The 14,309-nt window shown below is 76.3% G+C and carries 1 protein-coding gene; it reads left to right on the top strand.

The features are described from left to right. The first annotated feature begins 54 nt into the window (after positions 1-54). On the top strand, positions 55-14,190 hold the full coding sequence (locus AC5WAM_RS07315; protein ID WP_495523524.1) for a type I polyketide synthase: 14,136 nt from the start codon (positions 55-57) through the stop codon (positions 14,188-14,190). Positions 14,191-14,309 lie beyond the last annotated feature (119 nt).

The raw sequence follows: 14,309 nt of genomic DNA, 5'->3' as shown, positions 1-14,309 counted from the left end.
GCGGGGGCGGCGCACCGCACTCTCCCCCCTTGTCTCTAGGAGCTAGGCCAGATGGTGAACGACGACAAAATCCGCCGCCTTCTCAAGCAGGTGACGGCGGATCTGCACACGACTCGTCGGAGAGTGCGCGAACTCGAGTCGAAGGACGCGGAGCCGGTCGCGATCATCGCGATGAGCTGCCGCTTCCCCGGCGGCGCGAGCACTCCCGAAGCGCTGTGGGAGCTGGTGCGCGACGGTGTGGACACCGTGTCCGCGTTCCCCGGCAACCGCGGCTGGGACGTGGCCGGTCTCTACCACCCCGACCCCGACCACCAGGGCACCACGTACACCCGCGAGGGCGCGTTCGTGTACGACGCCGACGCGTTCGACGCGGGCTTCTTCGGGATCTCGCCGCGCGAGGCGCGCGCCATGGACCCGCAGCAGCGGCTGCTCCTGGAGACCGCGTGGGAGGCCGTCGAGCGCGCGGGCATCGACCCGCAGAGCCTGCGCGGCAGCCGCACCGGCGTGTTCACCGGCACCAACGGCCAGGACTACACGGCCGTCGTCGCCGAGGCCGCCGACAGCGTCGAGGGCTACTCGGGCACCGGCAACACCGCGGCCGTCGTCTCCGGCCGCCTCTCCTACACCCTGGGCCTGGAGGGCCCAGCGGTCACCGTCGACACGGCCTGCTCGTCGTCGCTCGTCGCGCTGCACCTGGCGGCGCAGGCGCTGCGGCAGGGCGAGTGCGGTCTCGCCCTCGCGGGCGGCGTGTCCCTGATGTCGACGCCCACCGCGTTCGTGGAGTTCAGCCGCCAGCGCGGCATGGCCGCCGACGGCCGCTGCAAGGCCTTCGCGGAGGCCGCCGACGGCACCGGCTGGGGCGAGGGCGTCGGCCTGCTCCTCCTTGAACGCCTGTCGGACGCGCGGCGCAACGGCCACGAGGTCCTCGCGGTCCTCCGGGGCTCCGCCGTCAACCAGGACGGCGCCAGCAACGGCCTGACCGCCCCCAACGGCCCCGCCCAGCAGCGCGTCATCCGTGCCGCCCTCGCCAACGCCCGCCTGACGGCCGCCGACGTGGACGCGGTCGAAGCCCACGGCACCGGCACCACCCTGGGCGACCCGATCGAGGCGCAGGCCCTCCTCGCTACGTACGGGCAGGGGCGGCCGCGCACCCGGCCGCTGTGGCTCGGCTCCGTCAAGTCGAACATCGGGCACACCCAGGCCGCCGCGGGCGCGGCAGGCGTCATCAAGATGGTCATGGCCATGCGCGACGGGGTCCTGCCGCGGACGCTGCACGTGGACCGGCCGAGCACGCACGTGGACTGGTCCGCGGGCGCCGTCGAACTGCTCACCGAGCGCCGTGCCTGGCCGGAGCAGGAGGACGCGCCGCGCCGCGCGGGCGTCTCCTCCTTCGGCGTCAGCGGCACCAACGCCCACGTGATCATCGAGGAGGCCCCCGCCGCCGAGCCGCAGGGCCGGGCCGACGAAGGCCCCGCCCCCGCCGCCGAAGCGGACACCGACGCGGCCCCCGCCCGGACCGAGGGTGCCCCGGACACGCGCACCGTCGTCGGTCCCACGGTCTGGCCGCTGTCCGGCCGCACCGCGAAGGCCCTGCGCGCCCAGGCCGCCCGGCTGCGCGAGCGGCTCCTCGACGACCCCGCCCTCGCCGCCGACGCCGACGCGCGCGCCGACCTCGGCTGGTCCCTGGCCACCGGCCGCTCCGCCTTCGAGCACCGGGCCGTGCTCATCGGCGAGGACCGCGACCGGCTCCTCACCGCCCTGGAGTCCCTCGCCGCCGAAGGGCCCGCTGCCCCCGGCACGGTGACCGGCTCGGTCGCCGAGGGCCGCCTCGGCGTCGTCTTCACCGGCCAGGGCAGCCAGCGGGTCGGGATGGGCCGTGAGCTGTACGAGGCCTTCCCCGTTTTCGCGGCCGCGCTCGACGAGGTGTGTGCCCATATCGATCCATGGATAGAACGTTCGCTCCAGAGCGTCATGTTCGGTACGGACGCCGACCTCCTCGAGCAGACCGGCTACACACAGCCCGCCCTGTTCGCCATCGAAGTGGCGCTCTTCCGGCTCGCCGAGTCCTTCGGCGTGCGCCCCGAGGTCGTCGGCGGCCACTCGATCGGCGAGCTGGCCGCCGCCCACGTGGCGGGCCTGTGGTCGCTACAGGACGCGGCCCGCCTGGTCGCCGCCCGCGGCCGGCTGATGCAGGCCCTGCCCCGCGGCGGCGCCATGCTCGCCGTGCAGGCCGCGGAGGCCGACGTCGCCCCGCTCCTGGAGGAGGTCGCCGAGTGGGCGGGCCTCGCCGCCGTCAACGGCCCCGCCCAGGTGGTGCTCTCCGGCGACCGCGGCGTCCTGGAGGACCTCGCGGCGCAGTTGCGCGCCGAGGGCCGCAAGACCCGCTGGCTCAAGGTCAGCCACGCCTTCCACTCGCCCCTGATGGCGCCCATGCTCGACGAGTTCCGGCAGGTCGCGCAGGGGCTGACGTACCAGGACCCGACGCTGCCCGTCGTCTCCAACGTCACCGGAGCGCTCGCCGCGGCGGACGAGCTGAAGGACCCCGAGTACTGGGTGCGGCACGTGCGCGAGGCCGTCCGCTTCCACGACGGCCTCGGCGCCCTCACCGGCTTCGGCGCGACCACCCTCCTCGAACTGGGCCCCGACGCGATCCTCACCGCGATGGCCCACGACACCCTCACCGGCCCCGAGGCCCAGGCCGGACTCGTCCCTGCGCTGCGCCGCGACCGACCCGAGCCCGACACCTTCCTGACCGCGCTCGCCCGCCTGCACGTGCGCGGCGCCACCGTCGACTGGACCCCGCGGTACGCGCCCCTCGGCGCGCGCCGCCGCGTCGCGCTGCCCACGTACGCCTTCCAGCACCAGAACTACTGGCTGGACACCGCCGCCCCCGCCACCCCGGGGCAGACCGTGGGCGCGGCCCCCGCCGACAGCGCCGAGGCGCGCTTCTGGGAGGCCGTGGAGCACGAGGACCTCGGCGAGCTCACCGGCGCCCTCGACGTGCCGGACGACGCCCCGCTCAGCGACGTCCTGCCCGCCCTGACGGCCTGGCGGCGCAAGCAGCGCACCACCTCCGCGCTCGACTCCTGGCGCTACCGCGTCACCTGGAACCCGCTGCCGCCGCAGGCCTCGACGTACGGCCCCGCGCTGACCGGCACCTGGGCGCTGCTCGTCCCCGACGGCCTCGCCGACCGGCCCTGGAGCGCCGCCGCCGAGCGCGCCCTCGCCGCGGGCGGCGCCCGCGTCGTCGTGGTGTGCGTACCGGAGGGCGCGAGCACCGACCGCGCCGCCGCCACCGCACTGCTGCGGCAGCAGGAGGCGGACCAGTGGAACGGCGTCCTGTCGCTCCTCGCCCTGACCGCGCCCGAGCGGTCCGACGCCACCGGGGAGACGCCGCTCGCCGCGCTGCGCACCGCCGTGGTCCTGCAGGCCCTCGGCGACGCGGGCAGCACCGCCACCGTCTGGGCCGCGACCCGCGGCGCGGTGTCGACCACGCCCGCCGAGGCACCCGCCGACCCGGCGCAGGCCGCCGTGTGGGGGCTCGGCCGCGTGGCCGCGCTGGAGTACCCGCAGACCTGGGGCGGCCTCGTCGACCTGCCCGAGGCCGCCGACGCCGCTGCCGTCACCGGACTCACCCAGGCCCTCGGCGCCTTGGAGGGCGAGGACCAGGTCGCCGTGCGCGGCTCCGGCGTGCTCGTCCGCCGCCTCGTGCGGGCCTCCCTCGACACCCGCCCGGCGGAGCAGTGGACGCCGCGCGGCACCGCCCTGATCACCGGTGGCACCGGGGCGCTCGGCGCGCACGTGGCGCGCTGGCTGGCCCGTGAGGGCGCCGAGCACCTGGTGCTCACCAGCCGCCGCGGCCCGGACGCGCCCGGCGCCGCCGAACTGAAGGCGGAGCTGGAGGACTTGGGCGCGGCCGTCACCGTCGCCGCCTGCGACGTCGCCGACCGGGACGCGCTGGCGCGGCTCCTCGCGGAGATCCCGGAGGGCACGCCGCTGACCGGTGTGTTCCACACCGCGGGCGTCCTCGACGACGGCGTGCTCGACGGCCTCACCGAGGACCGCGTCGCGGGCGTCTTCCGGGCGAAGGTGGACTCGGCCCGCCACCTGGACGAGCTGACGTCCCCCCTCGACCTGTCGGCGTTCGTGCTCTTCGCGTCGTTCGCCGGTGTCGTCGGCGGCTCGGGCCAGGGCACGTACGCCGCCGCCAACGCCGCCCTGGACGCCCTCGCCGAGACCCGGCGCGCCGCCGGGCGCGCCGCGACGTCCGTCGCCTGGGGCCCCTGGGGCGGCACCGGCATGGCCGCCGAGGGCGCGGCCGCCGAACGCCTCAAGCACGGCGTGATGCCGCCCATGGACCCCGACCTCGCGATCGCCGCGCTGCACCAGGCGCTGAGCCACGACCAGACGCTGACCTCCGTCGTGGACATCGACTGGGCGCAGTACGCGCCCGGCTTCACCGCGACGCGGCCCAGCCGCCTCTTCGCGGACGTCCCGGAGGCGCGCGCGGCCCTCACGCCGCCCGCCGAGCCCACCGGCACCCCGGGCGCGGCGACGGGCGCCGCGCCCGCGAACGCGCTCGCCGACCGGCTCGCCGCCCTCGCCCCCGAGGACCGCGAAGCCGCCGTCCTGGACCTGGTGCGCCAGCGGGCCGCCGACGTCCTGGGCTATCCGAGCGTGGACGACATCCAGGTCAACCGCGCCTTCCGCGAGCTGGGCTTCGACTCCCTCACGGCGGTCGAACTGCGCAACCTCATCGGCGCGGCCACCGGCCTCAAGCTGCCCACCACGCTGGTCTTCGACTACCCCACACCGGCCGCGCTCGCCGCCCACCTGCGGACCGAGCTGCTGGGCGACGAGACCGCGACCGCCCTGCCCGCCCCCGTCACCGGCGGCGCGGCCACCGACGAGCCCCTCGCGATCGTCGGCATGAGCTGCCGCTTCCCCGGCGGCGTCCGCAGCCCCGAGGACCTGTGGCGGCTGGTCGCCGACGGCGTCGACGCGATCGCCGAGTTCCCCGCCGACCGGGGCTGGGACACCGGCGCGCTGTACGACGCGGACGCCGACCAGGCCGGCACCTCGTACGTCCGCCAGGGCGGATTCCTCTACGACGCCGGACAGTTCGACGCCAAGTTCTTCGGCGTCAACCCGCGCGAGGCGCTCGCCATGGACCCGCAGCAGCGGCTCCTCCTGGAGACGGCGTGGGAGGCCTTCGAGCGCGCCGGGATCGACCCGGCCGGGCTCGGCGGCAGCCAGATCGGCGTGTTCGCGGGCACCAACGGCCAGGACTACACCGCGGGCGTCGACCACGTACCGGACGAGGTCGAGGGCTACCTCGGCATCGGCAACGCCGCGAGCGTCGCCTCCGGCCGCATCTCGTACACCTTCGGCCTCGAAGGCCCCGCGGTCACCGTCGACACGGCCTGCTCTTCCTCCCTGGTCGCCCTGCACCTGGCCGCGCAGGCGCTGCGCCAGGGCGAGTGCACGATGGCCCTCGCGGGCGGCGTCTCGGTGATGTCGACCCCGGCGACGTTCGTGGAGTTCAGCCGTCAGCGCGGCCTGGCCACCGACGGCCGCTGCAAGGCGTTCGCCGAGGCGGCGGACGGCACGGGCTGGGGCGAGGGCGTCGGCCTCCTCCTGGTCGAGCGCCTGTCCGACGCGCGCCGCAACGGCCACAAGGTCCTGGCGGTCGTCCGGGGCTCCGCCGTGAATCAGGACGGCGCGAGCAACGGCCTGACCGCCCCCAACGGGCCCTCGCAGCGCCGCGTCATCCGCGCGGCCCTCGCCAACGCGGGCCTCAAGCCGGGCGACGTCGACGCCGTCGAGGCCCACGGCACCGGCACCACCCTCGGCGACCCCATCGAGGCCCAGGCCCTGCTCGCCACCTACGGCCAGGAGCGCGCGACGGCCGAGCCGCTGTGGCTGGGCTCCATCAAGTCGAACATCGGGCACACGCAGGCCGCGGCCGGTGTCGCCGGTGTCATGAAGATGGTCATGGCGATGCGCCACGGCGTCCTGCCCAAGACGCTGCACGTGGACGCCCCCACCACCGAGGTGGACTGGTCGGCGGGCGCGGTCGAGCTCCTCACCGGCGCCCGCGACTGGCCCGAGCACGGCGACGGCACGCCCCGCCGCGCGGGCGTCTCCGCGTTCGGCGTGAGCGGCACCAACGCCCACGTCATCGTCGAGCAGGCACCGGCCGGTGAGCCGGAGCCCACGGCGGACGGCGGCGTCGCGCCCATGTCCGTGCTGCCCCTCGCCCTGTCGGCCAAGTCCCCGCAGGCCCTGCGCGAGCAGGCGGAGCGGCTCCTGGCCCGGCTGCGGGCGGACTTCGGCGCCGCGCCCGCGGACGTCGGCCTGTCCCTCGCCACGACCCGCTCGCGTTTCGAGCACCGCGGCGTGGTGCTCGGCCGGGACCGCGAGGAACTGCTCGCCGGGCTCCAGGAACTGGCCGCCGGGACCACCACGGCCGCGCGGGCCGTGTCCGGCCGCGCACCGGACGGCCCGGTCCGACCGGTGTTCGTCTTCCCCGGCGAGTTCCCCGGCGAGGCCGCCGAGTGGACCGACACCGTACGGGAACTCCTCGACGAATCCCCGGTGTTCGCCGCCCGCATGCGCGCCTGCGCGGACGCGCTCGCCGAGTTCGTGGACGGAGACCCGCTCGACGAGCTGGACGCAGACCGGCTGCTCGACCGGGCGGACGCGGCCGGACCGCTGCGCTTCGCCGTCCTCGTGTCGCTGGCCGCCGTGTGGCGGGCGGCCGGTGTCGAGCCCGCCGCCGTGGTCGGCCACGGCGCGGGCGAGATCGCCGCGGCCTGCGTGGCCGGTGCCCTGACCCTGCGCGACGCGGCCCGCGTCGCGGCCCTGCGGGAGCGGCCCGACGAGGACGCGGACGCCGCGCTCGCCGCCCTCGCCCCGCGCCCCGCCGACGTACCCCTGTACTCCACGACCACGGGGGAGTGGCTGACCGACAGCACCCCCATGGACGCCGGGTACTGGCGCCGCAACCAGCGGCAGGAGCCCCTCTTCGAGCAGGCCGTCACCGGTCTGCTCGCCGCGGGCCACGGCCTGTTCGCCGAGGTCGGCCCGCACCCGGTCCTCGGCGACGCGCTGCGCGGGGCCGTCGGGGCCGACGGCCCGGCGGTCGTGCTCGGCGCGCCCCGCGGCACCGGGGGCGGCACGCACCGCCTCGCGGCCGCGATCGCCGAGGCGCACGTCCACGGCGTCGAGCTGGACTGGGCGGCCCTCTTCCCCGGCGCCCGCGCCGACGTCGACCTGCCCACGTACGCCTTCCAGCACGAGCACTTCTGGCTCGTCGACGGGCGCGCACCGGGCGGTGCGGCCCAGCCCGCCGCCGACGACACGGACGCCCGCTTCTGGGAGGCCGTGGAGCGCGAGGACCTGGAGCAGCTCACCGCCGAGCTGGAGGTGGCGCACGGCTCCGCCGCCGAACTCGGTGCCGTCCTGCCCGTCCTGTCGTCGTGGCGGCGGCAGCGCCGCGAGCGCTCCACCGTGGACGCCTGGCGCTACCGCGTCACCTGGAAGCCCCTGACCGGCGGCCTGCCCGCCCCGGCCCTCACCGGCCGCTGGCTGGTCGTCGTGCCCGAGGGCGCGGCCGCGCACCCGTGGACGCAGGGCGTCACCGACGCCCTGACCCGCGCCGGAGTCGAATCCGTCGAACTCCGGGTCACTGAAGCAGAGTTGACCACCGACGCTCTCGCCGAACGGCTGCGCGCGCACACGCGGGACGGGGACGAGCCCGCAGGCGTCGTCTCCCTGCTCGCCCTCGACGAGACTCCTCTCGCGGACCACCCCGCCGTGCCCGCCGGGCTCGCGGGCACCGTCGCGCTGGTGCGCGCCCTCGAGGACACCGGCATCGAGGCGCGCCTGTGGGCCGTCTCGCACGGCGCCGTCTCCACCGGCCGCAGCGACCGCCTGACGAGCACCGCCCAGGCCCAGCTGTGGGGCCTCGGCCGCGTCGTCGCCCTGGAGCACCCCGAGCGCTGGGGCGGCCTCGTCGACCTGCCGCAGGCCCCTGACGCCCGCGCCGGGGCCCGGCTCACCGCCGTCCTCGCGGGCATCCCCGCGACCGACGGCGACTCCGGCACCGAGGACCAGCTCGCCGTGCGCGGCTCAGGCGTCTTCGCCCGCCGCCTCGCCCACGCGCCCCTCGACGCCCGCCCGGCGGAGCAGTGGACGCCGCGCGGCACCGCCCTGATCACCGGCGGCACCGGGGCGCTCGGCGCGCACGTGGCGCGCTGGCTGGCCCGCGAGGGCGCCGAACACCTGGTGCTCACCAGCCGCCGCGGCCCGGACGCGCCCGGCGCCGCCGAACTGAAGGCGGAACTGGAGGACTTGGGTACGACCGTCACCGTCGCCGCCTGCGACGTGGCGGAGCGCGAAGCCGTCGCAGCACTCCTCGACGGCCTCGCGGCCGACGGACACACCGTCCGCTCCGTCTTCCACGCCGCGGGCGTCAGCCCGGCGCTCGCCCTCACCGACACCACCCCCGCCGACCTGCACGTGGCGCTGGCCGCCAAGGCAGCGGGCGCCGCCCACCTCGACGCGCTCCTCGCCGACGCGGAGCTCGACGCCTTCGTGCTCTTCTCGTCCATCGCTGCCGTCTGGGGCAGCGGCGGCCAGGCCGGATACGGCGCCGCCAACACCTTCCTCGACGCCGTCGCCGAGCGGCGCCGCGCCCGCGGCCAGAGCGCGACCTCGCTCGCCTGGGGCGCCTGGGGCGGCACCGGCATGGCCGCCACCGCCGAGGCGGAGGAGCACCTGCGCCGCCGCGGCGTGGGCCTGCTCGTGCCGGACCTCGCCGTCGGCGCGCTCGCCCAGGCCCTCGCCCTCGACGAGACCTGCCTGACGGTGGCGGACGTGGACTGGGAGCGCTTCGCGCCCGCGTTCACCGCCGCCAGGCCGAGCCCGCTCCTCGGCGCCCTGCCCGAACTCCGCCCCCGGCCGACCGGCCGCGCCACGGCCGCCGCGGCGGGCGACGCCGCGCCCCTGTCGGCGTGGGCCGCCGAGCTCGCGGGCCACCCGGAGGCCGAGCGGCAGCGCCTCGTGCTCGACCTGGTGCGGACCGAGGCGGCCGCCGCGCTCGGCTACGCCGGCGCCGAAGCCGTCGAACCCACCCGCGCCTTCCGCGAGCTGGGCTTCGACTCGCTCACGGCGGTCGAGCTGCGCAACCGGCTCACCGCGGCCACCGAGGTCCAGCTGCCCGCCACCGCGGTCTTCGACCACCCGTCGCCGGACGTCCTCGCCCGGCACCTGCTGGGCGAACTCACCGGCGGCGCCACCGCCGCCACGGCGGCCCCGGCCCCGCTGGCACAGCCCGCCGACGTCGCCGACGACCCGATCGCCATCGTCTCGATGAGCTGCCGCTTCCCCGGCGGCGCAAACACCCCCGAGGCCCTGTGGCAGCTCCTCGTCGACGGCACGGACGCCATCTCCGTCTTCCCCGCCGACCGCGGCTGGGACCTCGACGGCGCCGCCCGCTACAAGCCCGAGGGCGGCTTCGTCTACGACGCCTCCGAGTTCGACGCCGGACTCTTCGGGATCTCCCCGCGCGAGGCCCTGGCGATGGACCCGCAGCAGCGGCTCCTCCTGGAGACCGGCTGGGAGCTGTTCGAACGCATCGGCATCGCTCCCAAGTCCCTGCGCTCCAGCTCCACCGGCGTGTTCATCGGCTCGGGCTTCCAGGGGTACGCGACCGGGCTCGACAGCGTCCCCGAAGGCGTCGAGGGACACCTGATGACCGGCACGTCCGGGAGCGTCATCTCCGGCCGCCTCGCCTACTCCTTCGGCCTGGAGGGCCCGGCCGTCACCGTCGACACGGCCTGCTCCTCGTCCCTGGTCGCCCTGCACCTGGCGGCGCAGGCGCTGCGCCAGGGCGAGTGCGACCTCGCCCTCGCGGGCGGCGTCACCGTCATGGCGACCGCGGGCGCCTTCGACGAGTTCTCCCGCCAGGGCGGCCTCGCGGGCGACGGCCGCTGCAAGCCGTACGCCGACGCCGCCGACGGCACCGGCTGGGGCGAGGGAGCGGGCCTGCTGCTCCTGGAGCGCCTGTCCGACGCGCGCCGCAACGGCCACGAAGTGCTCGCGGTCGTCCGGGGTTCCGCCGTGAACCAGGACGGCGCCAGCAACGGCCTCACCGCCCCCAACGGCCCCTCCCAGCAACGCGTGATCACCCAGGCCCTCGCCAACGCCCGTCTCGCGTCCGAGCAGATCGACGCCGTCGAGGGCCACGGCACGGGCACCGCGCTCGGCGACCCCATCGAGGCCCAGGCCCTCATCGCCACCTACGGCCAGGACCGGCCCGCCGGCCAGCCGCTGCTCCTCGGCTCGGTGAAGTCCAACATCGGCCACACCCAGGCCGCCGCCGGTGTCGCCGGTGTCATCAAGATGGTCATGGCCATGCGCCACGGCGTCCTGCCCAGGACGCTCCACGTCGACCGGCCGAGCACCCACGTCGACTGGTCGGCCGGAGCCGTCGAACTGCTCACCCAGGCCCGCGACTGGCCCGACCGGGGCGGCCCGCGCCGCGCGGGCGTCTCCTCCTTCGGCGTCAGCGGCACCAACGCGCACGTCGTCGTCGAGCAGGCGCCCCGCCGCGCCAAGGCAGCCGCCGAGCCGTCGCGGCCCGCGGGCACCGGCCCGGTGCCGTGGCAGGTCTCGGCGCGCAGCGCGGACGCCCTGCGCGCCCAGGCCGGGCGGCTGCGGGAGCGCCTCGTCGCCGACCCCGCCCTCGCCGCGGACCCGGCGGCCCTCGCCGACGTGGGCTGGTCCCTCGCCACGGGCCGCTCGCTCCTCGAACACCGGGCCGTCGTCCTCGGCCGCGAGCGGGCGGACTTCCTGAGCGGCCTCGACGCACTGGCCTCCGGCACGCCCTCGGGCGCCGTCGCGGGCACGGTCACCGAGGGCCGCCTCGCCGTCCTGTTCACCGGTCAGGGCAGCCAGCGCATCGGGATGGGCAAGGAGCTGTACGAGACCTTCCCGGTCTTCGCGGACGCACTGGACGAGGTCTGCGCCCATACTGATCAGTGGATAGAGCGTTCGCTCCAGAGCGTGATGTTCGGCACGGACGCCGACCTCCTTGAGCAGACGGGCTACGCGCAGCCCGCGCTGTTCGCGATGGAAGTCGCCCTGTACCGGCTGGCCGAGTCCTTCGGCGTCCGCCCCGAGGTCGTCGGCGGTCACTCCATCGGCGAGCTGGCTGCCGCGTACGTGGCCGGACTGTGGTCCCTCGAAGATGCGGCCCAACTGGTCGCGGCGCGGGGCCGGTTGATGCAGGCCCTGCCCGACGGCGGCGCGATGCTGGCCGTCCAGGCCGCCGAGGCCGACGTGCTGCCGCTCCTCGCCGACGTGGCGGACCGCGTGGGCGTGGCCGCCGTCAACGGACCCGCGCAGCTGGTGCTCTCCGGCGACCGGGCCGCCCTCGAAGGCCTGGCAGAGACCCTGCGTGGTGACGGCCGGAAGGTGAAGTGGCTGAAGGTCAGCCACGCCTTCCACTCGCCCCTGATGGACCCGGCCCTGGAGGACTTCCGCAAGGTCGCCGAAGACCTGACGTACGCGGACCCCGTCCTGCCGGTCGTCTCCCACCTCACCGGTGAACTGGCGGATCCCGCCGAGCTGAAGGACCCCGAGTACTGGGTCCGCCACATCCGCGAGGCGGTCCGCTTCCACGACGGCCTCAACGCCCTCACCGGGCAGGGCGTCTCGACCTTCCTCGAACTCGGCCCGGACGCCGTCCTCACCGCGATGGCCCACGACACGGTCACGGACCCCGCCGCGCAGGCGGGCCTGGTCGCCGCCGTCCGCAAGGACCGCCCCGAGCCCGACACCTTCCTGACGGCCCTGGCGCAGCTGCACGTACGCGGCGCCGACGTCGACTGGACCCCGCTGTACGCACCGGCCGACGCACGGCGCCGCGTCGAGCTGCCCACGTACGCCTTCCAGCACGAGCACTACTGGCTGGAGACGGCGGACGCGGCGGCGGACACGGACCGCCCCGTGGCGGCGGACGAGGTGGAGTCGCGGTTCTGGGAGACCGTGGAGAGCGAGGACCTCACCGAGCTCGCCAAGACCCTGGCCGTGCCGGACGACGCCCCGCTGACCGACGTCCTGCCCGCCCTCACGGCCTGGCGCAGGCAGCGGCGCGAGAGCTCCGCGCTCGACAGGTGGAGCTACCGCGAGTCCTGGACCCCGCTCACCGAGACGGCGGCCGGTGACCTCACGGGCAGCTGGCTCCTCGTCGTGCCGGAAGGCCGCGCGGACGCGCCGTGGAGCACGGCCGTCGCCGCGCTGGCGGCCGAGCGCGGCGTGCGCCTGGTCACCGTGGAGGTGCCCGGCCACGCCACCGACCGCCACACCGTCGCGGAACTCCTGCGCGCGGCGGCCGGAGACACCGCCCAGGACTTCCACGGCGTACTGTCGCTGCTCGCGGCCGACGCACCCACCGACGGGGCGGTCGACGGCGACGCCGCGCTCACCCTCGCGCTGATCCAGGCCCTCGGCGACACGGGCGTCGACGCACCCCTGTGGTGCGCGACGCGCGACGCCGTCGCCGTGGGCGCCGCCGACGGCCACACCGCTCCCGAGCGGGCCGCGCTGTGGGGCCTCGGCCGCGTCGCCGCCCTGGAGCACCCCGAGCGCTGGGGCGGCCTCGTCGACCTGCCCGAGGCGGCGGACACCGCGGCGGCGGCCCGGCTCGCCCGCGTCCTCGGCGGCGCCCACGCGGACGAGGACCAGGTGGCGGTGCGCGGCTCCGGCGCGTTCGCACGCCGCGTGGTGCGCGCGCCCCTCGACGACGCGCACGCCACCGGCTGGACCCCGCGCGGCACCGTGCTCGTCACCGGCGGCACGGGAGCCCTGGGCGGGCACGTGGCACGCTGGCTGGCCCGTGAGGGCGCCGAGCACCTGGTGCTCACCAGCCGACGCGGCGCCGAGGCGCCCGGCGCCGGGGAACTCCGGGCCGAACTGGAGGAGTCGGGCGTCCGCGTGACCCTCGCGGCCTGCGACGCCGCCGACCGCGACGCGCTCGCCCGCGTCCTCGACGCCGTCCCCGCCGACGCGCCGCTCACCGCCGTGTTCCACGCGGCGGGCGTCCTCGACGACGGCGTGCTCGACGGGATGACCGCCGAACGGTTCGCCACCGTCTTCCGCGCCAAGGCCACCTCGGCCCGGAACCTGGACGAGCTGACCGCGGGCCTCGACCTGTCGGCGTTCGTGCTCTTCTCGTCCTTCGCCGGAGTCGCCGGCGGCCCCGGACAGGGCAGCTACGCCGCCGCCAACGCCTTCCTCGACGGGCTCGCGCACGCCCGCAGGGCCCGGGGCCTGACCGCCACCTCCGTGGCGTGGGGCCCGTGGGCGGGCAGCGGCATGGCCGCCGAGGGCGTCGCCGCCGAGCGGCTGCGCGGCGGGATGATCCCGCCGCTCGACCCGGACCGGGCGATCGCCGCCCTGCACCGGCTCCTCGCCCACGACCGCACGGCCGCGCTGGTCGCCGACATCGACTGGCCGCAGTACGCACCCGCGTTCACCACGGTCCGGCCCAGCAGGCTCTACGCCGAACTGCCGGAGGTGCGGCGCCTCGCCGGTGCCGCCACCGAAGGCGGCGCCGGGCAGGCGGCAGGGGCCCCGGACCTGGCGGCGCGGCTCGCCGCCCTGGGCAGGCCCGAGCAGGAGCGGCTGCTGCTCGACCTGGTGTGCGAGCAGGTCGCGGCCGTGCTCGGCTACAGCGGTGCGGCCGCCGTCGAACCCACCCGCGCCTTCCGCGAGCTGGGCTTCGACTCCCTCACCGCCGTCGAACTGCGCAACCGCGTCAACGCCCTCACCGGCCTCGTCCTGCCCGCCACGGTGGTCTTCGACCACCCGACGCCCACGGCCCTCGCCGACTGCCTGCGCACCGAACTCGCCCCCGACGCCGCCGACCCCGCGACCCTGCTGCTCGGCGACCTGGACCGGCTCGAAGGCAGCCTCGCCGCCGTCGGATCGGCCGACGAGATCACCCGTACGAAGGTGGCGGTGCGGCTCCAGGCGGCGCTCGACCGCTGGAAGAACGGCGATGCGCGGCCCTCCGGCGCGGCCGACGAGAGCGGCGCCGGCGGCGACGTCAGCGAGCAACTGGCCTCCGCGAGCGACGACGAGATGCTCGAATTCATCAAGAAGCAACTCGGCAGGGGTTGAAACGACCGGTAGCTTTGGGTAACGGTAGTTAATTGAACTGACAGCCCCTATCCGCCCCCTTTATCGCACCCGCCCTCCGGCCGCATTTCGCGGAAATCCGGTAGGGGCGGGTAGGGGGA

The sequence above is a fragment of the Streptomyces sp. JLYT201 genome (assembly GCF_059448825.1).
This window is presented reverse-complemented; position numbering and strand designations above follow the sequence as displayed.